20 protein-coding genes and 1 pseudogene are annotated in these 23,293 nt (G+C 63.4%); 15 read left to right on the top strand and 6 right to left on the bottom strand.

The genetic code is table 11. The annotated features are described in order from the left end of the window. Window position 1 precedes the first annotated feature (1 nt). From NLY37_RS23030 to NLY37_RS23020, 3 genes are read right to left on the bottom strand one after another with little or no spacing between them, the layout of a single operon-like run. A complete protein-coding gene (locus NLY37_RS23030) occupies window positions 2–829 on the bottom strand; it encodes a shikimate dehydrogenase (RefSeq protein WP_023742017.1) in 828 nt (275 codons plus the stop codon). Continuing rightward, entirely contained in the window at window positions 822–1,421 is a 600-nt protein-coding gene (locus tag NLY37_RS23025; protein WP_023742018.1) for a Maf-like protein, read from the bottom strand. The genes NLY37_RS23030 and NLY37_RS23025 overlap by 8 nt, the downstream gene beginning before the upstream one ends. Window positions 1,422–1,479: 58 nt before the next feature. Continuing rightward, window positions 1,480–2,418, bottom strand: coding sequence for a pyruvate, water dikinase regulatory protein (locus tag NLY37_RS23020; RefSeq protein ID WP_502882083.1), 939 nt, complete (start codon window positions 2,416–2,418; stop codon window positions 1,480–1,482). 283 nt (window positions 2,419–2,701) lie between these two features. On the opposite strand from NLY37_RS23020, the gene hemE reads away from it, so the two are divergent. From hemE to yddG, 4 genes are all read left to right on the top strand, one after another. Continuing rightward, a complete protein-coding gene (hemE, locus tag NLY37_RS23015) occupies window positions 2,702–3,733 on the top strand; it encodes a uroporphyrinogen decarboxylase (RefSeq protein ID WP_023742020.1) in 1,032 nt (343 codons plus the stop codon). Then, window positions 3,733–4,275: a protoporphyrinogen oxidase HemJ gene (gene hemJ / locus NLY37_RS23010; RefSeq protein ID WP_023742021.1), complete on the top strand. Its 543-nt coding sequence runs from the start codon at window positions 3,733–3,735 to the stop codon at window positions 4,273–4,275. Before hemE ends, hemJ begins: the two co-directional genes overlap by 1 nt. A 163-nt stretch (window positions 4,276–4,438) precedes the next feature. Further along, window positions 4,439–5,704: a transcription termination factor Rho gene (rho, locus tag NLY37_RS23005; protein ID WP_023672113.1), complete on the top strand. Its 1,266-nt coding sequence runs from the start codon at window positions 4,439–4,441 to the stop codon at window positions 5,702–5,704. A 167-nt stretch (window positions 5,705–5,871) separates the two neighbouring features. Continuing rightward, a complete protein-coding gene (gene yddG, locus NLY37_RS23000; protein WP_023742022.1) occupies window positions 5,872–6,798 on the top strand; it encodes an aromatic amino acid exporter YddG in 927 nt (308 codons plus the stop codon). A 257-nt stretch (window positions 6,799–7,055) separates the two neighbouring features. On the opposite strand, the pseudogene NLY37_RS30950 reads toward yddG, so the two are convergent. Beyond that, a pseudogene (locus NLY37_RS30950) lies at window positions 7,056–7,232 on the bottom strand (DUF255 domain-containing protein); the annotation flags it as partial. Between the two features lie 36 nt (window positions 7,233–7,268). Here NLY37_RS30950 and mnmE point away from each other — a divergent pair. The 5 genes from mnmE (at window position 7,269) to NLY37_RS22970 (ending at window position 13,221) form a co-directional block, all read left to right on the top strand. Further along, the gene (gene mnmE / locus NLY37_RS22990; protein WP_023742023.1) at window positions 7,269–8,591 is read left to right on the top strand and encodes a tRNA uridine-5-carboxymethylaminomethyl(34) synthesis GTPase MnmE; all 1,323 of its coding nucleotides are present in this window, start codon (window positions 7,269–7,271) and stop codon (window positions 8,589–8,591) included. Window positions 8,592–8,921: 330 nt separating this feature from the next. Beyond that, on the top strand, window positions 8,922–10,796 hold the full coding sequence (gene mnmG, locus NLY37_RS22985) for a tRNA uridine-5-carboxymethylaminomethyl(34) synthesis enzyme MnmG (protein ID WP_023742024.1): 1,875 nt from the start codon (window positions 8,922–8,924) through the stop codon (window positions 10,794–10,796). After that, window positions 10,793–11,425, top strand: coding sequence for a 16S rRNA (guanine(527)-N(7))-methyltransferase RsmG (rsmG, locus tag NLY37_RS22980; protein WP_023742025.1), 633 nt, complete (start codon window positions 10,793–10,795; stop codon window positions 11,423–11,425). Before mnmG ends, rsmG begins: the two co-directional genes overlap by 4 nt. Window positions 11,426–11,473: 48 nt before the next feature. After that, window positions 11,474–12,271: a ParA family protein gene (locus tag NLY37_RS22975; protein ID WP_023672118.1), complete on the top strand. Its 798-nt coding sequence runs from the start codon at window positions 11,474–11,476 to the stop codon at window positions 12,269–12,271. A 62-nt stretch (window positions 12,272–12,333) separates the two neighbouring features. Continuing rightward, complete coding sequence (locus tag NLY37_RS22970; protein WP_023742026.1) at window positions 12,334–13,221, top strand: ParB/RepB/Spo0J family partition protein; 888 nt, start codon at window positions 12,334–12,336, stop codon at window positions 13,219–13,221. Window positions 13,222–13,487: 266 nt separating this feature from the next. On the opposite strand, the gene holA is transcribed toward NLY37_RS22970, so the two are convergent. Next, the gene (gene holA, locus NLY37_RS22965) at window positions 13,488–14,531 is read right to left on the bottom strand and encodes a DNA polymerase III subunit delta (protein WP_023740157.1); all 1,044 of its coding nucleotides are present in this window, start codon (window positions 14,529–14,531) and stop codon (window positions 13,488–13,490) included. A gap of 509 nt (window positions 14,532–15,040) precedes the next feature. Here holA and NLY37_RS22960 point away from each other — a divergent pair. The 5 genes from NLY37_RS22960 to NLY37_RS22940 all read left to right on the top strand — a co-directional run bounded on the left by NLY37_RS22960 (window position 15,041) and on the right by NLY37_RS22940 (window position 21,387). Then, the gene (locus tag NLY37_RS22960; RefSeq protein WP_031246240.1) at window positions 15,041–16,270 is read left to right on the top strand and encodes a 3-methyl-2-oxobutanoate dehydrogenase (2-methylpropanoyl-transferring) subunit alpha; all 1,230 of its coding nucleotides are present in this window, start codon (window positions 15,041–15,043) and stop codon (window positions 16,268–16,270) included. A gap of 2 nt (window positions 16,271–16,272) precedes the next feature. Beyond that, complete coding sequence (locus tag NLY37_RS22955) at window positions 16,273–17,286, top strand: alpha-ketoacid dehydrogenase subunit beta (protein ID WP_023742028.1); 1,014 nt, start codon at window positions 16,273–16,275, stop codon at window positions 17,284–17,286. 2 nt (window positions 17,287–17,288) lie between these two features. Next, window positions 17,289–18,692 carry a dihydrolipoamide acetyltransferase family protein gene (locus tag NLY37_RS22950; protein ID WP_023742029.1) on the top strand — a complete coding sequence of 468 codons (1,404 nt, stop codon included), beginning with the start codon at window positions 17,289–17,291 and terminating at the stop codon, window positions 18,690–18,692. A 233-nt stretch (window positions 18,693–18,925) separates the two neighbouring features. Continuing rightward, window positions 18,926–20,314, top strand: a complete 1,389-nt coding sequence (gene lpdA / locus NLY37_RS22945; protein WP_023742030.1) for a dihydrolipoyl dehydrogenase — start codon at window positions 18,926–18,928, stop codon at window positions 20,312–20,314. Between the two features lie 206 nt (window positions 20,315–20,520). Beyond that, entirely contained in the window at window positions 20,521–21,387 is an 867-nt protein-coding gene (locus tag NLY37_RS22940) for a glycosyltransferase (protein WP_023742031.1), read from the top strand. Between the two features lie 161 nt (window positions 21,388–21,548). On the opposite strand, the gene NLY37_RS22935 is transcribed toward NLY37_RS22940, so the two are convergent. Further along, window positions 21,549–22,652 carry a saccharopine dehydrogenase family protein gene (locus tag NLY37_RS22935; RefSeq protein WP_023742032.1) on the bottom strand — a complete coding sequence of 368 codons (1,104 nt, stop codon included), beginning with the start codon at window positions 22,650–22,652 and terminating at the stop codon, window positions 21,549–21,551. A gap of 150 nt (window positions 22,653–22,802) precedes the next feature. Between NLY37_RS22935 and NLY37_RS22930 the strand changes: the two genes are divergently transcribed. Beyond that, a complete protein-coding gene (locus NLY37_RS22930; RefSeq protein WP_023742033.1) occupies window positions 22,803–23,231 on the top strand; it encodes an Lrp/AsnC family transcriptional regulator in 429 nt (142 codons plus the stop codon). Window positions 23,232–23,293 lie beyond the last annotated feature (62 nt).

Below are 23,293 nucleotides of genomic sequence, written 5' to 3'. Positions count from 1 at the left end.
ATCATTTGGCGAGGATGTCGGCGACGATCATCTGTCGCAACTCAGGCGTGACCTGCGGCATCTTGCCGAACCAGCGTTCGAAACCGGGCACAGCCTGGTGCAACAGCATGCCGAGCCCGTCGACCGTCTTCAAATTTCTCGCGCGGGCAGCGGCAAGCAGCGGCGTTTCCAGCGGCACATAGACGATGTCTGCGACAATGGCGTGAGCTGGCAGGCCGGCCGGATCGGCGGCCAGCGTCGCATCGCCATGCATGCCAAGTGCCGTCGTGTTGATCAGCAAGCCGGCATCGCCAAGCAAGTCGCCGACCGCGCCATGCGCCGAGACGCCGGCCCCGAAGCGGTCGGCGAGTTCTTGCGCCCGCGCCAATGTGCGGTTGACGATGCGGATATCTTTAATGCCGCGCACTTTAAGCGCGTGGATGACCGCGCGCGACGCGCCACCGGCGCCGAGCACCACGGCCGGAGCGTTTCTCTCCCAGCCCGGGGCATGCTCGTCGAGATTGCCGGCAAAGCCGATCCAGTCCGAATTGCCGCCCCACAGCACGCCGTCGTCCAGCCACAGCATGTTGACCGCGCCGATCATCTCCGCCGCCTCGTCGCGGCGCTCGACCCGGGCAAAGGCGACTTCCTTGTGTGGAATGGTGACGTTGCCGCCCTGATAGCCATTGGCCTGGAGGGAAGAGAGGAACTCGGGAAAATCGGCCGGCGCGACATCGATCGCATGATAGCTGCCGTCGATGCCGTATGTGTTCAACCAATAGCCGTGGATCTTCGGCGAGCGCGAATGCGCGATCGGATGGCCGGTGACGAAAGCTTTTTTCTCAACCATCGATGGCTCCGAGCGCACGCAATTCCGCCAGCACCGGTAACAGCGGCAGGCCGACAATGGTGAAATAATCGCCTTCGATCTTTTCGAACAGCTGGATGCCTTCGCCCTCGATCTGGTAGGCGCCGACGCTCGACAACGCCTTGGCGCCGACGCGGGCCAGGTGCCGGCCGACGAAGGCCGGATCGAGCTTGCGCATGGTAAGGCTGGCGATGCCGACATGGCGCCACAGCACCTTGCCGTTGCGGCAGAGCAAGGCGGCGCTGTTCAGCTGATGCGTCTTGCCTGACAGCGCCAGCAGATGGCGGCGGGCGCCTTCCATGTCGGCCGGCTTGTGGAACACTTCATCTCCCAGTGACAAAGTCTGGTCGCAGCCGAGCACCAGGGCGCCCGGTCTGCGTTCGCTGACCTCGGTCGCCTTGGCTTCGGCGAGTATCAGGGCGACATCTTCCGGCGACACACCGCTGTCCTGCAACGGCGCCTCGAGCGCACGCTCGTCGACATCGGCAGGCACCGCTTCGATGCCGAGCCCGGCATTGATGAGCATTGCTTTGCGGAACGGGCTGCCGGAGGCGAGGATGATTTTTTCGGTCATGGGTTCTGGGCCTGGTCGATATTGGTTGATTGGGGCAGGAGGTCGCGTTGCCATCCCATCATCTATTCTTCCCCCGCAGGGCAACAATGGCTGCCGCGGTCTCTTCGATCGAGCGGCGGCTGACGTCTATCATCGGCCAATTGTGGCGGGTGCAGATCTGGCGGGCATAGGCGAGCTCTTCGGCGATCGAGGCACGGTCGACATAGTCGGTCGCTTCGTAGGTGCTGCTGTTGCCGAGCACGCGGTTCTGCCGGACATGCGAGATGCGTTCGGCGGTGGCGATCAGCCCGACGATCAGCGGCTTGGTGGCAGCGACCAGGCTTTCGGGCACCGGCACGCCGAGCACGATCGGGATGTTGGCGGTCTTGATGCCGCGGTTGGCGAGATAGATGCTGGTCGGCGTCTTCGATGTCCTGGAAATGCCGATCAGCACCACATCCGCGTCGTCCATATTGAGCGGCAGCTGGCCGTCATCATGCTCCATGGTGAAATTGAGTGCGTCGATACGGTGGAAATAATCGGCGTCGAGCACATGCTGGGCGCCGACGCGGCGGCCGGCCGGCGTGCCGAGATAGGACTGGAAGACGGTGAGGACCGGCTCCAGCACCGAAACACAGGGTAGCCCCATGGTGGCGCAGCGCTCGTCAATGCCGCGCGCCAGCTTCTGGTCGACGACGGTGTAGAGGATGATGCCCGGTTCCTCCTCTATGTCCTCGAAGACTTTCGCCACCTGCTTTTCGGTGCGGATGAGCGGATAGATATGCTCGATGGAGCGCGCATCCTTGTATTGCGCCGAGGCGGCGCGGCCGGCCGCCAGCAGCGTCTCGCCGGTGGCGTCGGAGATCAGGTGCAGGTGAAAGAAGCTCTGGGGTTTGTTCACAGGGGGTGCCTCAGGCTGTGGGCTTGTGTGGATAAATAGGGACCGCAAAGGCGACCGGCTGGAGGCGACTGTATCAGAAGGCCAGTTGTCCACAATTCGATGCGCTGTCAGCTTCACTGTGCGGTTGGGGACAAATCTGGGGACGGGCGTTTTTGCCAGCGCTTCATCCACAGAGGCGGTTTTTCAGCGGCTACGCCAAACCATTGACTCCAGTGATGGAATCCTGGTCATCCACACTCTTTGACAATCCCGCGGAAGAAACACGCGACAAAATGCTGGCTGGCCTTTTCCAGGGCAAAGCGGGACAGGTGACAACCACCGATACCAACAGACTCTTAGAATCAGAAAATTCTAGAAATAGACTATTTAATTATAGAGAAGGCAGGGAAGAGAGCGCTCAATGCCCGAGAACCGCATCGTGCTGGACGTGCTGAGAGGCGAGGCAGTGTTTCCGCCGCCGCTCTGGATGATGCGCCAGGCCGGGCGCTATTTGCCGGAGTACCGCGAGACCAGAAAGCGCGCCGGGTCCTTTCTCGATCTTTGCTACAATCCTGATCTGGCTGTCGAAGTGACGCTGCAGCCGATCGAGCGCTTCGGCTTCGATGCCTCGATCCTGTTCTCTGACATTCTGGTCGTGCCGCATGCGCTGGGACGCGATGTCCGCTTCGAGGAGGGCCGCGGGCCGCTGCTGACGCCAATCACTGCAGCTGAGATTTCGGCTCTCAACAGTGAAACGTTTCACGTGAATCTCGAACCGGTCTACGAAACGATTCGCCGGCTGCGGGCAAGATTGCCTGACGAGACCACGCTGATCGGCTTCTGCGGCGCGCCGTGGACGGTGGCGACCTACATGATCGCTGGCCACGGCACACCCGACCAAGCGCCGGCGCGGCTGTTTGCCTATCGCGAACCGACGGCCTTCAAGCATCTCCTGAAAGTGCTCGCCGATCACTCCGCGGCCTATTTGATCCGCCAGATCGAAGCCGGTGCCGACGTGGTGCAGATTTTCGATTCCTGGTCCGGCGTGCTTGATGATGCGTCTTTCGAGCAGTTCTGCGTGCAACCGGTGGCGGAGATCGTCAGGCAAGTTCGTGCGGTTCATCGCGATGTTCCGATCATAGGCTTTCCCAAGGGCGCCGGCGCCCGCTACGAGACCTATCGTGAGAAGACCGGGGTGACGGGGCTGGGGATCGACTGGACCGTGCCCCTGTCGGCTGCGAACGAACTGCAGCATTCAGGGGCGGTCCAGGGCAATCTCGATCCCTTGCGGCTCGTGGCTGGCGGCAAAGCCCTGTCGGACGGCGTCGATGCGATCCTCAAGGCACTGGGCGACGGACCGCTGATCTTCAATCTCGGCCATGGCATTACGCCGGAGACGCCGGTGGCGCATGTCGAGGCGATGGTGAAGCAGGTGCGGAGCGCGACACGCTGATGGCTCAATCGGATAATACGGGCGGCAACAGCACTCGTGGGGCGATGATGCGGATGACCATCGGCATCGGAGTGCTGGTTGTTCTCACCGCACTTTTGTTTTTCTTTGCGCCTGAGGGTTTCTATCCCTGGGCGAAGGCAATCCATATCCTGGCCGTCATCTCCTGGATGGCCGGCATGCTCTATCTGCCGCGATTGCTGGTCTACCACGCCGACACAGAGAAGGGGTCCGTCCAATCGGAGACCTTCAAGGTGATGGAGCGGCGTCTGCTGCGCGGCATCATCAATCCGGCGATGATCGTCACCTGGGTGTTCGGGCTTTGGCTTGCCTGGAAAGTGTTTGGCTTTCACGGCGGCTGGCTGCACGCCAAGATAGGCTTGGTGCTGTTGCTGTCGGGCGTGCATGGCTATCTGGCCGGTGCTGTCAGGAAATTCGCCGAGGACCGCAATGAAAAACCGGCGCGGCACTGGCGAATCGTCAACGAGATCCCCACATTGCTGATGATCGCCATCGTCATCCTGGTTGTCGTCAAGCCGTTCTAGGCCCATTTCGGTCGACAAAACGCAGCTTGCTCTTTCCCCCGACCGACGATAAAAGACGGGTCTTCCTTCCCGTCATGCGCCGCCCTTGATTGCTTTCGGCCGCGCCCGGCATTTATCGCATCCAGCCGATATATTTTCCCCAAAGCAGATTCAGAGTCCGTCTATGCAAGAAATGAAACTCGCAGAGTTCAAGAACAAGAAGCCGCCAGAGCTGATCGCCTATGCCGAATCGCTCGAAGTGGAAAACGCCAGCGTCATGCGCAAGCAGGAACTGATGTTTGCCATCCTGAAGAAATTGGCCGCCCAGGACGTCGAGATCATCGGCGATGGTGTGGTCGAGTTGCTGCAGGACGGTTTCGGCTTCCTGCGCTCAGCCAACGCCAATTATCTGCCGGGTCCCGACGATATCTACATCTCGCCCTCGCAGATCCGCCGCTTCTCCTTGAAGACCGGCGATACCGTCGAAGGGCCGATCCGCAGCCCAAAAGAGGGCGAGCGCTATTTCGCCCTTCTCAAGGTCAACACGATCAATTTCGACGATCCCGAAAAGATCCGTCACAAGATCCATTTCGACAATCTGACGCCGCTCTATCCGACCAAGCGGCTGAAGATGGAGATCGACAATCCGACCGGCAAGGACATCTCGTCGCGGGTGATCGACCTGGTGGCGCCGATCGGCAAGGGACAGCGCGCGCTCATCAACGCGCAGCCGCGTACCGGCAAAACGGTGCTGATGCAGAATATCGCCCACTCGATCACGGCCAATCATCCGGAATGCTATCTGATCGTACTTCTGATCGACGAACGGCCAGAAGAAGTGACCGACATGCAGCGTTCGGTGAAGGGCGAGGTCGTGTCCTCGACCTTTGACGAACCGGCGGTGCGCCACGTCCAGGTCGCCGAAATGGTCATCGAAAAGGCCAAGCGCCTGGTCGAGCATGGCCGCGACGTCGTTATTCTGCTCGATTCGATCACCCGCCTCGGCCGTGCCTACAACACCGTTGTGCCGTCCTCCGGCAAGGTGCTGACCGGCGGTGTCGACGCCAACGCGCTACAGCGGCCGAAGCGCTTCTTCGGCGCGGCCCGCAACATCGAGGAAGGCGGCTCGCTGACCATCATCGCCACCGCGCTGATCGACACCGGCAGCCGCATGGACGAAGTCATCTTCGAAGAGTTCAAGGGCACCGGCAACTGCGAAATCCAGCTCGACCGCAAGGTCGCCGACAAGCGCATCTACCCGGCCATGGACATCTTGAAGTCGGGCACCCGCAAGGAGGACCTGCTGGTCTCCAAGCAGGATCTGCAGAAGATCTTCGTCCTGCGCCGCATCCTGGCGCCGATGGGAACCACCGACGCGATCGAGTTCCTGATCGACAAGCTGAAGCAGACCAAGACCAACGCCGATTTCTTCGATTCAATGAACACGTAAGCTTCTCGTCGGCCATCGTTTCGCATTGAAGCCCCGTTCCGGGAACTGGGACGGGGTTTTTCATTGCGGGGGCAAACAGGTCGCATTTCCGACAGGGCGTGGCCTTGGGCGGCAATTTCCATAGCTGTCGTCATGCGAGTAATCGCGTCTCGAAGATCGGAAGCCGCATGGAGAAAGCAATCCCAACCCTGATCGGCTTCTCGGCCATCCTGACATGGTCGTTCTTGGCGCTGCTTTCGACGGCGGCGGGACCGATTCCGCCCTTTCAGCTGGCGGCGATGACATTTCTGCTTGGCGGGTTGGTCGGCGCGTCGAGCTGGCTTGTCCGTCCGGCGGCGATCAAGTCGCTGCGCCAGCCGTGGCAGGTCTGGGCGCTCGGCACAGCGGGGCTGTGCATCTATCACTGCGCCTATTTCTTCGCCATCCAGTCGGCGCCGCCGGTCGAGGTCAGCCTGATCGCCTATCTCTGGCCGTTGCTGATCGTCGTCTTTGCCGCCTTCCTGCCTGGAGAAAAGCTGAGGGCCCATCACATTGCCGGCGTCATGCTCGGCTTTGCCGGCGCCATTGTGGTGATCACCAAGGGCGGCACGATCGGACTGGCCAATGGTGTGATGAAGGGGCATGTCATCGCGCTGTTCTGCGCTTTCATCTGGGCCGGCTATTCGGTTTTATCGCGCCGCTTTGGCAAGGTGCCGACCGATGTGGTCGTCGGTTACTGCTTCATCACGGCTGCGGTCGCCTTGGTGCTGCACCTCACCCTTGAGACCACCGTCTGGCCACAGACTGCGACGCAGTGGAGCGCCATCGTCATCTTGGGCGTAATACCGCTAGGCGCCGGCTTTTACGCCTGGGACTATGGCTGCAAGCACGGGGACATCATGATCCTCGGCGCCCTCTCCTATGCCGCGCCCCTCTTCTCGGTCATCGTGCTTCTGCTGGCAGGCTTTGGTGTGTTTCACTGGTCGGTGGCTGTTGCTTGCATCCTGATCACGGTCGGAGCGGTGGTCGCGGCCAAGGATTTGCTGTTCGGGCCGCGGTCGCCATCCAGTGATGCGACGCCGCTTCCTTCGGCGTTGGACGGAAACACCGGTTGACCTGCCGTCGCAACAGCGGCTCGGTTCCTACGGATCCGGCGCCACGGGCAGGATAGCCGGTGCATAGCTCCGGTCTGCCGGTTGGCGGCCGGATGCCACTGGCCAATGTTCGATCGATTCGCATCCGTTCCGATCGCGGAGACGATCGGCGTGACGCGGGTCGGGATTTCCGATTCGCAACCGGAACGAGGCTTGCCTCATGGGGAGATGGGCTCCAGCTTCACGGTTCCGGGCCAGGAACAGGCATTAACGATGCCGGCCTGCCGTAGGGCTTGCTGGCCCGCCCAGAACTGCTTGGCGTCGGGATAGGACCCGCCTGCTCGCACATGGATGACAGGCGGCTATACAGATTTGGTAATGTCCGGCCGCTCCTCGCGATCGACCTTGATATTGACGAACAGCCGGTTCATGACGGCCGCGACACTGTGGGATTGTCGACCGGACAGCTAGGCGACCGGTGAGAAGGGCAAATGATTTCAGGCGATTCGATCGTTGCGCTTTCCAGCGGGCGCCTGCCCGCCGGCATCGCTGTCATCCGCATTTCCGGACCGAAGACTCGATTCGTCGTCGAAACGGTTGCCGGTGGCAAGGTCAAGGACCGGGTTGCAACCCTGCGCAAGCTCCGAACGGTGGACGGTTCGCTTATCGACAACGGCCTGGTGCTGTTTTTTCCTGGGCCGAACAGTTTTACCGGCGAGGATGTCGCCGAGTTCCACGTCCATGGCGGCCGCGCCGTGGCCGGCAAGATGCTGGAGATCATTGCCGGGTTTGACGGCGTGCGTCATGCGGAACCTGGTGAATTTACGCGCCGGGCTCTTCTCAACGGCAAGCTGGATCTGGTCGAGACGGAGGCGTTGGCCGATCTGGTCAATGCCGAAACCGAAGCGCAGCGGCGCTTTGCCGTGCAGAATGCCGAAGGAGTGCAAAGCGAACTCTATCTTGGCTGGCGCCGTCGGCTGATCCATGCACGGGCGATGATCGAGGCGGAAATCGACTTCGCCGACGAAGACGACGTGCCCGGTTCGGTTTCGGACACGGTTTGGTCCGATGTGCGCGCAATGGTGGGCGAGATCGGCCGGCATGTCGATGGCTTCCATGCCGCCGAGATCATCCGTGACGGGTTTGAGGTTGTCATCCTCGGTGCACCGAATGCCGGAAAATCCAGCCTTTTCAATGCGCTGGCCAGACGTGAGGCGGCGATTGTTACCGACGAGCCCGGCACGACGCGGGATTTGCTCGAAGTGGTGCTGGATCTCCACGGAGTGCGGGTCAGGGTAACCGACACCGCGGGCCTGCGCGAGTCGCCCGGCAAGATCGAAGCGATCGGTATCGAAAAGGCGCGGGCCAAGGCGCACACGGCTGACCTGGTGCTGTTGCTGGAAGATCTGGCGGACCCTACTGCGATCGGCAACATGCCTGTCGACGCCCCGGCTTTGAGAATCGGCACCAAGGTCGATCTCTTGAAAGGTTCGCCGCGATTTGAGGCGTATGATGCGTTGATATCGACGGTGGACGGCACTGGTTTGGCTGAACTGCTGGCCGAGATCGGCAGGCGCGCCGCGGCTGCTATCGGCGATGCCGGTGACATCCTGCCGTCTCGGTTGCGGCATGTGGAGCTGCTCAATGAGACCAGGCGCTTTCTGATCTCGGCTTTGTCGGGGCAAGAGCGCGGCCAGGAGCTGCGGGCGGAAGAACTGCGCCTTGCCGCCGACCGGCTTGGCCGGATTGTCGGCGCAGTGGATGTCGAGGACCTGCTGGACGTGATTTTTTCGCAGTTTTGCATTGGAAAGTGACTCACGTGAAACAGGGGGGCGCGCGGTGTGAGTGACTCACGTGAAACATTGGGGGGCCGCCCAAGTGCGTTTCACGTGAAACGAGACGTTTGGCAAAAGGGCAAGTGGCCGAAAGCCTGCACCGCGCCTCATTGTCCCCATTCATGGGGAGAAGATGCGGCAGGTAGATGAGGGGCAGCGCCAACCGAGGCTTCGCTGCTTCCATGACTCACGTGAAACACCTCTGCGGCTTTCAGCACTCCGTTCCACGCGAACGAATCACCTGCAAATCCTTGACAGCGTCCTCTCGTGGGGACATGTGTCGGGAAATCTCTGAATCTGGAAGGGACAATGATCGATCACTATGATGTGGTTGTGGTGGGCGGTGGCCATGCCGGGTGCGAGGCTGCGAGCGCTGCCGCGCGCGTCGGTGCCAGGACCGCGCTGATCACGCTGCGCTTCGACACGATCGGTGTCATGTCCTGCAATCCGGCGATCGGCGGCCTCGGGAAGGGCCATCTGGTGCGTGAGATCGACGCCATGGACGGGCTGATGGGCCGCATCGCCGATGCTGCCGGCATCCAATTCCGCCTGCTCAATCGCCGCAAAGGCCCTGCCGTGCGCGGGCCGCGCACGCAGGCCGACCGCAAGCTTTACCGGCTGGCCATGCAGGAAGCGATTCGGCAGCAGAACGGTCTCGACGTCGTCGAAGGCGAGGTTCTGGACTTCGACATCGTGGATGGACGCATCGCCGCTGTGCTCCTGGCCGACGGGCGCCGGTTGGCGTGCGGTGCAGTCGTCCTGACCACCGGCACTTTTCTTCGCGGCCTCATCCACATTGGCGACAGGAAGATTGTCGCGGGGCGGATGAACGAGCAGGCGAGCCTTGGCCTGTCGGCGACGATGAGCCGCGCCGGTTTCGCGCTTGGACGGCTGAAGACCGGCACGCCGCCGCGGCTCGATGGCCGCACCATCGACTGGGCGTCGCTGGAAAGCCAGGCGGCCGACGAACATCCAGTGCCGTTCTCGCTGCTCACCGACACAATCAAGAATCCGCAAATCCATTGCGGCATCACGCGTACGACACCGGCGACGCACGAGCTGATCCGCGCCAATCTCGGCCGCTCCGCCATGTATTCCGGCTCGATAGAGGGGGTCGGACCACGCTATTGCCCGTCGATCGAAGACAAGATCGTCAAGTTCGGCGATCGCGAAGGTCATCAGATATTCCTCGAGCCGGAAGGGCTGGACGACGACACGGTCTACCCCAATGGCATTTCGACCTCCCTGCCCGAGGATGTGCAACTCGACATTCTCAAAACTATACCCGGGCTAGAGCGGGCGACCATGCTGCAGCCCGGCTACGCCATCGAATACGACCATGTCGATCCGCGCGAGTTGGAGCCGACGCTTGAGGCCAAACGTATCGCGGGGCTTTTCCTAGCCGGTCAGATCAACGGCACCACCGGTTATGAAGAAGCCGGAGCGCAGGGCCTGCTCGCCGGGCTCAACGCCGCGCGCAAGGCGGCGGCCGACGACCAAATCGTGCTCAGCCGCACCGAAGCCTATATCGGTGTGATGGTCGACGACCTCACCAGCCGCGGCATTGCCGAGCCCTACCGCATGTTCACTTCGCGGGCGGAGTTTCGCCTATCGCTGCGCGCCGACAATGCCGATGAAAGGCTTACGCCTCTGGCAAATCGGCTTGGTATCGTGTCGCCGGAGCGGACCCAGCGGTTCAATCAAGTCACACAGGATCTTGATAGGGCGCGCGAACTCGCAGTTGCGACGACGATGACGCCCAACGAAGCGGCGCGGCATGGGCTGGAGATCAACAGGGACGGCGTGCGCCGCTCCGCTTATGAATTGCTCGCTCATCCCGGCGTCGATATAGCCTGGCTGGCCCGTGTTGCGCCGGCCTTTGGCGCAATCGACGTCAAAACCGCTGAGCGGCTCGAAACGGAAGCGAAATATTCGGTTTACCTTGATCGCCAGCAGGCGGATGTCGGACAGATCCGCCGCGAGGAAAGCCGGCTGATCCCGGCGTCGGTGGATTTCGCCGATGTTCCTGGCCTGTCCAATGAGCTGAAGCAGAAGATGCTAACGCGTCAGCCCCGGTCGATCGCTGACGCGCAGCGTATGGAAGGCATGACGCCGGCGGCGCTGGCCATCATCGTCGCGCACGTCCGCAACGCCGAATCGGCCGCCCAAAGGGCCGTTGCGTGAGCGCTGCCTCATGGGCGAGCCTGCAAGAGGCCGCGGGACCGGTTTCACGTGAAACATTCGATCGGTTGGTGACGTTCGAACAGTTGTTCCTGAAATGGAACCGCAGCATCAATCTGGCCGCGCCGTCGACGCTGGACGATGTCTGGGGCCGCCATATTCTGGATAGCGCGCAGCTGGCGCGAATCGCACCGCAGGCCAAATGCTGGGCCGATCTCGGTTCGGGCGGCGGTTTTCCGGGCCTGGTAATGGCCTTCCTGCTGGTCGAACGCGATGGCGCGTCGATCGATCTGGTCGAGAGCAACCGCAAGAAAGCATCGTTTTTACAGGCGGTCATTGGCCAGTTCGGTTTGCCGGCACGGGTCGTCGCCCGGCGCATCGACGACAGCTATGCGCTTGTTTCCGCACCGGAAATCATCACGGCGCGGGCGCTTGCCGCGCTGCCGGCGCTGCTCGATCTGTCGGCGCCGTGGCTAACCAAGGGATCGCGGGCGCTGTTCCACAAAGGCCGGGATTACCGCTCCGAGGTGGAAGAAAGCACTCACCGCTGGGCTTTCGATCTGGTAGAACATCCGAGCATGACCGACGCCCATGGCGTCATCCTCGAAGTGACCGATCTGCGGACGGCGTAAGCTCTCCTTCGCAACCTTGGCGACGCAATGAATACCTGGCACAGACCCATGAAAACCGGACCTCGCATCATCACCGTCGCCAACCAGAAGGGCGGCGTCGGCAAGACCACCACCGCCATCAATCTGGCCACGGCGCTGGCCGCCATCGGCGAAAAGGTGCTGATCGTCGATCTCGACCCGCAAGGCAATGCCTCGACCGGTCTCGGTATCGACCGCAAGGACCGCACCGTCTCGTCCTACGATGTGCTGACCGGCGAACTGGGCCTGGAAGAGGCCGCCATTCCGACTGCGGTGCCCGGCCTGTCGATCGTGCCGTCGACGCTCGATCTGCTCGGCATCGAGATGGAAATCGCCTCGGCGCCGGATCGCGTGCTTAAGCTGCGCAACGCGCTCCGCGCCGCCACCGAGCGCGGTGCGCCGTTCGGCTATGTGCTGATCGACTGCCCGCCCTCGCTCAACCTTTTGACTTTAAATTCAATGGCGGCAGCCGATTCTGTTCTTGTGCCGCTGCAGTGCGAGTTCTTCGCGCTGGAAGGGCTAAGCCAACTCCTGGAAACGGTGGAGCAGGTGCGTCGTTCGATCAATCCAGACCTGATCATCCAGGGCATCGTGCTGACCATGTATGACGGCCGCAACAACCTCGCCAACCAGGTGGTGCAGGACGTGCGGGCACACATGGGCGACAAAGTCTACGAGACGATCATTCCTAGGAATGTGCGGGTGTCCGAGGCGCCGTCCTACGGCAAGCCGGCAATCCTCTACGATCTCAAGTGCTCAGGCAGCCAGGCCTATCTGCAGCTGGCGTCCGAAGTGATCCGCCGCGAGCGCAAATTGCGCGCCGCTTGACTAGGCAGGGTCGATAAACAAAGCCGATCCGTCACCGAAACGATCAAGAATCTGGAATTGAGATGAGCGAAGACCTTTCGAGAAAGAGACTGGGGCGTGGACTGGCGGCGCTGATCGGCGAGATCGACCGCCCGGTGGCAGCCGAAAAGCCGGGCTTGAATGCGGACGGCAAGGTGCCGATAGAGTTCCTGAGCCCGAACCCGAAAAACCCGCGCCGGCACTTTGGCGACGCCGACCTCACCGATCTCGCCCAGTCGATCCGCGAACATGGCGTGGTGCAGCCGGTAGTGGCGCGGCCTTCGCCGACGCAGGCCGGGCGCTATGAGATCATCGCCGGCGAGCGACGCTGGCGCGCCGCGCAGCGCGCCGGGCTGACCGAGATTCCGATCATCGTGCGCGACGTCAACGACCGCACGGCGCTCGAACTGGCGATCATCGAGAACGTCCAGCGCACCGACCTCAATCCGGTCGAGGAGGCGCTGGGTTACCAGCAGTTGATCGACGATCACGGCTACACCCAGGCCGATCTCGGCAATGTCATCGGCAAGAGCCGCAGCCACGTCGCCAACACGCTGCGGCTGCTGAAGCTGCCCGACGTCATCCGAGACATGCTGGTCGACGGCGCGCTGTCAGCCGGTCACGCCCGCACGCTGGTCACGGCGCAGGATCCAGCTGGGCTCGCCAAGCAGATTGTCGAGGAGGGGCTTTCGGTGCGCCAGGCTGAAGCGCTGGCGCAGATGCCGGCGGGCGGCACGCCGCCCAAGGCAAAACGATCACACGGCGTATCGGGCAAGGATGCCGACACGCTGGCGCTGGAAAAGCTGATGACCAACACGATCGGCATGATCGTGACCATCGAGCACAAGGGCAAGGGCGGCGCGATCCGCGTGGACTACCGCAGCCTGGAGCAGCTCGACGAGCTATGCCGGCGGTTGAAGGACGAGCGGTAGAAGGTTGAGGTTGCGCCATATTTAGCCGGCGAATGAAGTTCTGGCTTAGGATGAAGGGCTGGCGGTGCCGGCCCTTCTTTTTATTGGCTATTGCCGAAGGGATCGAACTGCTGATCTCCCCCCTTGAGGGGGAGATGGCCGGCAGGCAAGAAGGGGTCGTCTCGCATCAAGCGCCGACCTCGTTTGTCGTTGCGAAAGCGCCAGCGCTCCACGCGCGGCGACCCCCTCTGTCGCCTTTGGCGACATCTCCCCCTCAAGGGGGGAGATCACCGCTGCGCCAGCCTCGCGCTCTCCACCGCAATGCTGAGCAGCGCCTGCCGTGCCAGCGCTTCCGACAAATCCGGCCTGCGCCTGGTCTGCAGCACGGCCGATTGCAGCCGGTTCAGCGCGCGGCTGAGCGCCTCGACGTTCCAGCGCTCCAGCGCCTTCTCCACCAGCTTGCGCCGCGAGAAAAACACCGGCGGACGGGCGCCGGCCATGGCCGAGGCGGCGTTGCGGCCGGCGGTGTCCATCTGGCCGCGCATGACCTGAAGCTGCTGCAGCTGCCGCATCGCCGAGGACAGCACCAGGAAAGGATGGCCGCCGGACAGGCAGTGGCGGGTGAAGGCGGTGTCGAAGTCACCGATCTTGCCTTCCAGCACAGCATCGACCGCGTCGTCGAAGGAGGCGCCGGAAACGTCGCCAGACATCGCCCTGACGTCATCGAGGCCAATGTCCTTCTGGCCGTGGGCGTAAAGCACCAGCTTTTCGATTTCACCGCGCGAGGCCAGCCGGTCGCCCCCGAGATTGCGGCGCAGCGCCTGGCGTGCGTCGAGCGCCATCGACATGCCGGCCTTGCGCAACTCGTCGTCGATGACGCTATCGATGTCGCGGGCTTCATCGGCGTAGCAAGGCAGCGCCATGGCGGTGTCGGCGGCCTCGACGATCGCGCGCAGTCCGACGCCCTTTTTCAGGTCGCCGGCCTCGATGAGAATGATCGCGTCGCGCGCGGGCTCCGCAGTCAGCGCCTTCACGTCGTCGGCCAGCGCCTTCTGGCCGCTGGCGTTGCGCACCCACAGAAGCCGCCGGTCGGAGAACATCGGCACGGTGCGGGCTTCGTCCAGCAGCCGGCCCTGGTCGCGATCGACCTCCGCGCCGTCGAGCCGGACGACGGAGAACGGATCGTCGAGAGGCAGGCCGGTTTTCGCGGCAAAGGCCTTGGCCCGCTCGGCGACCAAGCCGCGGTCGGGTCCGTAAAGCAGGACGATCGATATGCGCGCGTCAGGCTTCGCCAGCCACGAATCGACCTCATATCCTTTTTTCTGCGCCATGGAGGGTGGTTAGCATGATGCGGTCGCTGAGTGAACGTTCTCCAGAGAGTTCGAGACCCTAGCGCCCTTCCTCTCCCTCCGGAGGGGGAGAGGTGGCTCGGCGAAGCCGAGACGGAGTGGGGGAGCCACCTGGCAATCGCCGCGAACGGACAAAGGAAGGGCACTATCTCAAGCATTGCCTAGGGCCCCAAGGGTCGACCCCCACTCCGTCGAGCTTCGCTCGACACCTCTCCCCGATCGACGGGGAGGAAAGCGCGAGTTCGCCGACCTTGGTGCCTTCATCTCTCCCGGAGGCCGTGAAGTGACTATCTGCCGGAAATCCTGCAAAACTTTGCGCCTAATTGCGCGCCGCTCCCCAACATCGACAAGAAATTTCGCCGACATATCTGCATCTTGCGGTCGCCTGCCGGCCGGGACGCCGGATCGGTTCCGGCGCCCCATGAATTGGCGCTGTGCCGGGCGCGCGGATGTGCAAATATCGACGCCAGGCAAATGGGAGGACCATGGTCATGACCTCTGGGATGTTGCGGTTTCATGTGCCGGAGCCGGAAGTGCGGCCGGGCGGAACGCCCGACTTCTCCAATGTGCCTATCCCCAAGGCCGGCTCGGTGCCGCGACCGGACATCGATGTCGATCCGCGCACCATCCGCGACATGGCGTTTTCCATCATCCGTGTGCTCAACCGCACCGGTGAGGCGGTCGGGCCGTGGGCCGGGCTGCTCACCGACGAGGAGTTGCTCGAGGGGTTGCGCCACATGATGACGCTGCGCAGCTTCGATGCGCGCATGCAGATGGCGCAGCGCCAGGGCAAGACCTCGTTCTACATGCAGCATCTGGGCGAAGAGGCGGTGAGCTGCGCTTTCCGCAAGGCGCTGGCGCCAGGCGACATGAATTTCCCGACCTATCGGCAAGCCGGCCTGCTCATCGCCGACGGCTATCCGATGGTCACGATGATGAACCAGATCTATTCCAACGAGGCCGATCCGCTCAAAGGGCGGCAGCTGCCGATCATGTATTCGTCGAAGGAGCATGGCTTCTTCTCGATCTCCGGCAATCTGGCGACGCAATACATCCAGGCGGTCGGCTGGGCGATGGCTTCCGCTATCAGCAACGATTCGAAAATCGCGGCGGCGTGGATCGGCGACGGCTCGACGGCCGAATCCGATTTCCATTCCGCACTGGTGTTCGCCTCGACGTACAAGGCGCCGGTCATCCTCAACGTCGTCAACAACCAGTGGGCGATCTCGACGTTTCAAGGCATTGCGCGTGGCGGCTCCGGCACCTTTGCCGCGCGCGGCCTCGGCTTCGGCATTCCGGCGCTGCGCGTCGACGGCAATGATTATCTCGCCGTGCATGCCGTGGCCAAATGGGCGGCGGAGCGGGCGCGGCAGAATCTCGGGCCGACGCTGATCGAATATGTCACCTACCGTGCCGGCGCGCATTCGAGCTCGGACGATCCGTCGGCCTATCGGCCGAAGACGGAATCCGACGCCTGGCCGCTCGGCGATCCGGTGATGCGGCTGAAGAACCATCTGATCCAACGCGGCGTCTGGTCGGACGAGCGTCACGCCCAGGCCGAAGCGGAAATCCTCGAGACGGTGATCGCGGCGCAGAAGGAAGCTGAAGGCCACGGCACGCTGCATGCCGGCGGCAAGCCGTCGACGCGCGAGATGTTCGAGGGCGTGTTTGCCGAGATGCCGCCGCATCTCAGGCGCCAGCGCCAGCAGGCGGGAGTCTGACCATGCCGAGACGGACCATGATCGAGGCGATCCGCGACGCCATAGACGTGTCGATGGCGCGCGACGAACGCGTCATCGTCTATGGCGAGGATGTCGGCTTCTTCGGGGGTGTCTTCCGCTGCACGGCAGGCCTGCAAGCGAAGTACGGCAAGAGCCGCTGCTTCGATGCGCCGATCAACGAATCCGGCATTGTCGGCTCCGCCATCGGCATGGCCGCCTATGGGCTGAAGCCATGCGTGGAAATTCAGTTTGCCGACTACATGTACCCGGCTTACGACCAGCTGACGCAGGAAGCAGCACGCCTGCGCTACCGCTCGAACGGCGATTTCACCTGCCCGATCGTTGTCCGCATGCCGACCGGCGGCGGCATTTTTGGCGGCCAGACGCACAGCCAGAGCCCGGAAGCGCTGTTCACCCATGTGTCGGGGCTGAAGACGGTGGTGCCGTCCAATCCTCATGATGCCAAGGGGCTGCTGATCGCGGCGATCGAGGATCCCGATCCGGTGATTTTTCTGGAGCCGAAGCGGCTCTATAACGGACCGTTCGATGGCCATCACGACCGACCGGTGACGCCATGGTCGAAGCATGAACTGGGCGAGGTCGCCGACGGCCATTACACGGTGCCGCTCGGCAAGGCGGCGATCCGCCGGGCGGGCTCGGCCGTCACCGTGCTCGCCTACGGCACCATGGTCTATGTCGCGCAGGCGGCTGTGGAAGAAACCGGCATCGATGCCGAGATCATCGATTTGCGGACCCTGCTGCCGCTCGATCTCGACGCGATAGTCGCTTCGGTGAAGAAGACCGGACGCTGCGTCGTCGTGCACGAGGCGACACTGACCTCCGGCTTCGGCGCCGAGCTGTCGGCGCTGGTGCAGGAAAATTGTTTCTACCATCTGGAAGCGCCGGTGGCGCGCGTCACCGGTTGGGACACGCCCTACCCGCATGCGCAGGAATGGGATTATTTCCCGGGGCCGGCCCGTGTCGGCCGCGCGCTTCTCGAAACCATGGGAGCCTAGGGATGGGCGAACACATCATCAAGCTGCCGGATGTCGGTGAAGGCGTCGCCGAGGCCGAACTTGTGGAGTGGCACGTCAAGGTCGGCGACCTCGTGCGCGAGGACTCGGTGCTTGCCGCCGTCATGACCGACAAGGCGACGGTGGAAATACCTTCGCCGGTCGATGGCGAGATCCTGTGGCTGGGCGCCGAGATCGGCGACACGGTGGCGATCGGCTCGCCCATCGTGCGGCTGAAGGTGGCGGGGGAGGGCAATGTCGCGGAAGGCTCGAAATCGTCAGAGGTCACGGCGGCACCGACCCCCACCCCTGCCGGGGCGAGCCACGGGTCTCGCCCGTCCTCCGGACCCCCACAAGAGGGAGGCGTTTCGGCCACGAAATCCTACGCCAAGTCGCCAGCACCTGCACCAGCAGCCAAAAGCGCACGGGCAGCTGAGACTGAATCCCCCTCCCCCTTGTGGGGAGGGGCCAGGGGTGGGGGTGCTGCGCCGACATCTAAAGGTGCGGCACCCTCCGGCGCGCCGCGCCCGGAGGGCGAAAAGCCCCTGGCGTCGCCCGCCATCCGGCTCAGGGCAAAGGAGGCGGGGATCGATCTGCGCCAGGTGTCGGGTACCGGCCCTGCCGGCCGCATCAGCCACGAAGATATAGAGGCATTCCTGGCACGCGGACCGCAGGTAGCGAAGGCGTCGGGTCTGGCGCGCAATGACAGTGTCGAGGATATCAAGGTCATCGGACTGCGGCGCAAGATCGCCGAAAAAATGTCGCTGGCGAAGTCACGCATCCCGCACATCACCTATGTCGAGGAGATCGACGTCACAGCACTTGAGGAGTTGCGCGCGGCGCTCAACAAGGAAAAGCGCAAGGGTGTGGAGAGGCCGAAGCTGACGCTGCTGCCGTTCCTGATGCGGGCGATGGTCAAGGCGATTGCCGACCAGCCCAACATCAACGCGCTGTTCGACGACGAGGCGGGCATCATCCATCAGCATGGCGGCGTCCATATCGGCATTGCCGCGCAGACACCGTCGGGCCTGGTGGTGCCGGTGGTCAAGCATGCCGAGGCGCGCGACCTCTGGGATTGCGCGGCCGAGCTCAACCGCCTGGCCGAAGCGGCGAAGTCGGGCACGGCGAGCCGCGACGAGCTGTCGGGATCGACCATCACCATCACCTCGCTCGGCGCCATGGGCGGCGTGGCGACGACGCCGGTCATCAACCATCCTGAGGTGGCGATCGTCGGCGTCAACAAGATGATGGTGCGGCCGGTGTGGGACGGCACCCAGTTCATCCCGCGCAAGATGATGAACCTGTCATCGAGCTTCGACCACCGGGTGGTCGACGGCTGGGATGCGGCGGTGTTTGTGCAGCGCATCAAGGCGCTGATTGAGACGCCGGCGCTGATATTTGTGGATTGAGGGGCGGAACAAGCGAGATGACGGCGGGACAGCGCCCCCCTCTGCCTTACCAGGCATCTCCCCACAAGGGGGAGATTGGACGTCACGCAGGGTTTCGCCAATCTTCACCGTTGCAGGAATGAGCGAAGCGACGAAGCTGCTGATCTCCCTCCTCGTGGGGGAGATGTCCGGCAGGACAGAGGGGGGCGCGAAGGATCGCGACGGAACATTCCCTCGCATCAAAGGGTCATGCCATGAAAGAAATCTCCTGCAAGCTGCTGGTCATCGGCGCCGGGCCCGGCGGCTACGTCTGCGCTATCCGTGCCGGCCAGCTCGGCATCGATACGGTGATCGTTGAAGCCGGCAAACCGGGCGGCACCTGTCTCAATGTCGGCTGCATCCCGTCCAAGGCGATGATCCATGCGGCGGAAGAGTTCGAGAAGGTCGCGCATATGGCCGGCGGCAGCAGTCCGCTCGGCATCTCGGTAGCAGCGCCCGTGCTCGATCTCGGCAAGACGGTTGCGTGGAAGGACGGCATTGTTAGCCGGCTGACCGGGGGCGTTGCCGGGCTACTGAAGAAGGCCAAGGTCAAGACCGTCTATGGCTGGGCGACGTTCCGCGACGGCAAGACCGTCGCGGTCGAGACCGAGACCGGCACCCAGATCATCCGCGCCGAAACGGTTGTGATCGCCACCGGCTCGGCGACGGTGGAACTGCCGTTCCTGCCGTTCGGCGGCCCGGTGATTTCATCCACAGAAGCGCTGGCTCTCGGCGAGGTGCCGAAAAAGCTCGCCGTGGTCGGCGGCGGCTATATCGGGCTGGAACTCGGCATGGCGTTCGCCAAAATGGGCGCCGCGGTGACCGTGGTCGAGGCGCTGCCGCGCGTGCTGGCGCAGTATGATGCGGAACTGACCCGGCCGGTGGTGAAACGGCTGGCCCAGCTCGGCGTCGAGGTGATGCTTGGCGCCAAGGCCAAGGGGGTCAAGGGCGACGCGCTGCTGGTCGAGACCGCGGACGGCAAGAGCACCAAAATCGCGGCAGACAAGATCCTGGTCACGGTCGGCCGCAAGCCGGTGACGGAGGGCTGGGGCCTCAATCAGATCGATCTCGACATGGCCGGCAAGTTCATCAAGATCGACGACCAGTGCCGCACCTCGATGCGCGGCATCTATGCCATTGGCGACGTCACCGGCGAGCCGATGCTGGCGCACCGGGCGATGGCGCAAGGCGAAATGGTGGCCGAGATCGTCGCCGGCCACAAGCGCAGCTGGGACAAGCGCTCGATCCCGGCCGTCTGCTTCACCGATCCGGAGCTGGTGACGGCAGGGCTAACGCCGGAGGAGGCGAAGGCTTCAGGCGAAATCAAGATCGGCCAGTTCCCCTTCGCCGCCAACGGCCGGGCGATGACGAAACTCGGCGAGGACGGGTTTGTTCGTGTTGTCGCCCGCGCGGACAACCATCTGGTGCTGGGCATCCAGGCGGTCGGGCAAGGCGTGTCGGAACTGGCGGCGGCGTTCGGGCTGGCGCTGGAAATGGGCGCGCGGCTGGAGGATATCGCCGGGACCATCCATGCGCATCCGACGCAAGGCGAAGGCTTCCAGGAAGCGGCGCTGAAGGCGCTGGGCCACGCGCTGCATATTTGAAGTGCGCTTACCCTCCCCCTTGTGGGGAGGGTCGATCCGCGTAGCGGAGCGGGGTGGGGGTCCTCGCCGACCGTCAGCGCTCACCCCCACCCCGTCTCGCCATCTCCGCTTCGCTCCGACCGCGAGCCGACCCTCCCCACAAGGGGGAGGGTGGCCGCTCAGCCGTTGGTTGTCGCAGATCAGCGGAATGTACTAAGTGTCGGTCCATGGACACCGGCCTGAAGAAATACATCGCCATACGCTACAACATCGCCGCTGGCTTCAAGCCAAGCCAGTGGGACGGAAAGGGCCGCGCCAATCTCGACCCGGTCTGGCTGGTCGAGCGCCTGGCGTTGTTCGACACCTATTGCGCGTCGTCGCTCGAAGGCCAGTCGCTGAAGGATTTTACCGTCCTTGTGGCGTTCGATGCCGATACGCACGAGAACTATATTCGCACCGTGTGCAGCTGCGTGGCCGGTGTCGACGTCAGGCCGATCCTTGTCGAGGCGGGCGAGGATTACAATGATCGCTTCAATGCCTTCGTCCAGGCCGATACCGATGCCGACTATGTTTCGCTCACGCGGCTCGACAGCGACGACGCGCTGGCGCCGACCTTCATGGAGCGCGTCGAGCACTACGCGCGCCGGGAGATCGAAAAGCGTGTGGTGGACCTGCAGCCGCTCTACATTGCCTTTCCGGACGGCCAGAATTTCGACACGGCAAGCGGACGCTACACGCACCACGACTATGTCACGTCGGCGTTCGGCACGCTGGTCGAAAGGAGATCGCCGGCGATGAGCGGCGTCTACAGCGAGCACCACGCAAAAATGGCGACGCGCTTCAACACCGTCGTGGCGGCATCGAAGGGCGCGCAATGGTGCATCGTCATCCATGACAACAACGCCGCCAACGTGTTGAGGGGGAAGCCGGTCTCGGGGCCCTCCTTTACGGTGGGCCGACCGGGTGTCGAACCCGAGGTGCCAGCGCGAAGGCAAAGCGCGCCACGACAGGCAACCCAGCCCCGCATGGCGCCGCGGACCGCGGGCAACTTCATCCGGTTTCTGCTCGGACGACCGATGGCTCTGCGGAAGTAGCGGGCGCTTTACCCTCCCCCTTGTGGGGAGGGTCGATCGCGGAGCGGAGCAGGGTGGGGGTCTTCGCCAACCGTCGGCGCTCACCCCCCACCCCGTCTCGCCATCTCCGCTTCGCTCCGATTGCGCGCCGACCCTCCCCACAAGGGGGAGGGTGAAGTAGCTCAGCTCGCCAGGCGGCTCACCATCTCGTGCTGCGCATAAGCGCGCCCAAAACGATTGGCGAGAAACGCATCCAGCGCGATGTCTTCCTGCTTGACGAAACCGGTCGCCGGCAAGGTGCCGTCGGCCAGCATGTCGAGCACGGCGCAGATGCCGGAGGCGGTGGTGATCTGGATTGCGCTGCGCACCTGGTTGCCGATGCGCTGCGAATAGATCTTGTTGGCGTAGGTTTCCTGCAGCAGGCGGCCATTGCGGCGGCCCGAGACGGTGACGAAGACGATGACCACATCCTGCAGCGTTGCCGGCAGGGCGCTCTCGAAGATATCCTTCAGCACGTCGCGGCGGTGGCGCAGGCCGAGATCGTTGAGCAGCGCCTTCATGATCGCCGCGTGGCCGGGATAGCGGATGGTGCGGTAGTTCAGCGTGCGCACCTTGCCCTTCAGCGTCTCGGCCAGCGTGCCGAGACCGCCGGAGGTGTTGAAGGCCTCATAGGTGACGCCGTCGAGCGAGAACTCTTCGCGCTCCTCCAGCGGCGGCACCTCGATCAGCTCGCCCTCGACGATCGCCTCGCAGGGTTCGCAATATTCGTTGATGACGCCGTCGGTGCTCCAGGTCAGATTGTAGTTCAGCGCATTGGACGGGTATTGCGGCAGCGCGCCGACGCGCATGCGAACGCTTTCCAGCGTGTCGAAGCGGCTGGCGAGATCATTGGCGACGATCGAGATGAAGCCCGGCGCCAGGCCGCATTGCGGAATGAAGGCGCTGTTGCCCGACTTGGCCAGCTCCTTGACGCGGCGGGTGGAGACGACATCCTCGGTCAAATCGAGATAGTGCACGCCGGTGGCGGCGGCCGCTTCGGCGATGCGCGTGGTCAAATGGAAGGGGGCGGCGCTCAGCACGGCGAAGGCGCCGGCAAGGGCGGCCTCGAGTGCGCCCGGCGCTGCGATATCGAGCTCCAGCCCCTCGACGCCGGCGGGAAGTTCGGCCGCGGCAAACTGCGCCGCCGCGCGGTCGACAACGGTGACGTGGTAGTCGCCGCTGTCGGCGAGCATGCCTGCAATGGTCGAGCCGATCTTGCCGGCGCCGACGACGATGATTTTCTTCATGACCTTGCCCCTCGTGAAAACTCTTTGGCCCAGACCGCCGCGCGGTGGACGCGATGCCTTCAAGAATCGCAGCTTGCCTGTCGAAAGGAAGCGTGGGATCGTTCGAAATGAACCCTGCAATTGAACGATACGCCGACGAGGTTCGTCGAAATGCTCAGTGACGCCGAACAAAAACTGCTTTCCCTGCTGCAAGCCAATGCCCGCGCGTCGACCACTGAGCTGGCGCGCCAGCTCGGCGTTTCGCGCACGACAGTGCAGAGCCGGATCGAGCGGCTGGAACAGCGCGGCATCATCACCGGCTATGGCGTGCGGATGGCGCCGGACTACGAGCAGGGGCTTGTGCGGGCGCATGTGCTGCTCACCGTCACGCCCAAGCTCGCCGACAAGGTGGTGCGGGCGCTGCAGGCGCTGCCGCCGGTACGGACGCTGCACTCGGTGAGCGGCAATTTCGACATGATCGTCATCGTCGACGCGCCGTCGATCAGGGATCTGGATGCGTTGCTGGACGAGATCGGGGCGATGGACGGGGTCGAGCGGACGTCGTCGTCGATTATTTTGTCGACACGGATCGATCGGTAGGTGGAACGCATGAGCCGCTAATCTCCCCCGTGCGGGGGAGATGGCCGGCAGGCCAGAGGGGG

Origin of the sequence: Mesorhizobium sp. C395A (genome assembly GCF_030323205.1) — a bacterium.
GTDB lineage: Bacteria > Pseudomonadota > Alphaproteobacteria > Rhizobiales > Rhizobiaceae > Mesorhizobium.
The sequence above is the reverse complement of the archived record's forward strand: the minus strand, read 5'-3'. Positions and strand labels throughout refer to the sequence as shown.

Excerpts from the sequence above, each read along its gene's own strand:
- holA (WP_023740157.1), bottom strand. The coding sequence starts at position 14,531 with ATGGCGCAGAAAAAAGGATATGAGGTCGATTCGTGGCTGGCGAAGCCT.
- rho (WP_023672113.1), top strand. The coding sequence starts at position 4,439 with ATGCAAGAAATGAAACTCGCAGAGTTCAAGAACAAGAAGCCGCCAGAG.
- hemE (WP_023742020.1), top strand. The coding sequence starts at position 2,702 with ATGCCCGAGAACCGCATCGTGCTGGACGTGCTGAGAGGCGAGGCAGTG.
- NLY37_RS22950 (WP_023742029.1), top strand. The coding sequence starts at position 17,289 with ATGGGCGAACACATCATCAAGCTGCCGGATGTCGGTGAAGGCGTCGCC.
- lpdA (WP_023742030.1), top strand. The coding sequence starts at position 18,926 with ATGAAAGAAATCTCCTGCAAGCTGCTGGTCATCGGCGCCGGGCCCGGC.
- NLY37_RS22955 (WP_023742028.1), top strand. The coding sequence starts at position 16,273 with ATGCCGAGACGGACCATGATCGAGGCGATCCGCGACGCCATAGACGTG.
- NLY37_RS23025 (WP_023742018.1), bottom strand. The coding sequence starts at position 1,421 with ATGACCGAAAAAATCATCCTCGCCTCCGGCAGCCCGTTCCGCAAAGCA.
- NLY37_RS22970 (WP_023742026.1), top strand. The coding sequence starts at position 12,334 with ATGAGCGAAGACCTTTCGAGAAAGAGACTGGGGCGTGGACTGGCGGCG.
- mnmE (WP_023742023.1), top strand. The coding sequence starts at position 7,269 with ATGATTTCAGGCGATTCGATCGTTGCGCTTTCCAGCGGGCGCCTGCCC.
- NLY37_RS22930 (WP_023742033.1), top strand. The coding sequence starts at position 22,803 with ATGCTCAGTGACGCCGAACAAAAACTGCTTTCCCTGCTGCAAGCCAAT.
- NLY37_RS22975 (WP_023672118.1), top strand. The coding sequence starts at position 11,474 with ATGAAAACCGGACCTCGCATCATCACCGTCGCCAACCAGAAGGGCGGC.
- yddG (WP_023742022.1), top strand. The coding sequence starts at position 5,872 with ATGGAGAAAGCAATCCCAACCCTGATCGGCTTCTCGGCCATCCTGACA.
- hemJ (WP_023742021.1), top strand. The coding sequence starts at position 3,733 with ATGGCTCAATCGGATAATACGGGCGGCAACAGCACTCGTGGGGCGATG.
- NLY37_RS22935 (WP_023742032.1), bottom strand. The coding sequence starts at position 22,652 with ATGAAGAAAATCATCGTCGTCGGCGCCGGCAAGATCGGCTCGACCATT.
- NLY37_RS23030 (WP_023742017.1), bottom strand. The coding sequence starts at position 829 with ATGGTTGAGAAAAAAGCTTTCGTCACCGGCCATCCGATCGCGCATTCG.
- mnmG (WP_023742024.1), top strand. The coding sequence starts at position 8,922 with ATGATCGATCACTATGATGTGGTTGTGGTGGGCGGTGGCCATGCCGGG.
- NLY37_RS22960 (WP_031246240.1), top strand. The coding sequence starts at position 15,041 with ATGACCTCTGGGATGTTGCGGTTTCATGTGCCGGAGCCGGAAGTGCGG.
- NLY37_RS22940 (WP_023742031.1), top strand. The coding sequence starts at position 20,521 with ATGGACACCGGCCTGAAGAAATACATCGCCATACGCTACAACATCGCC.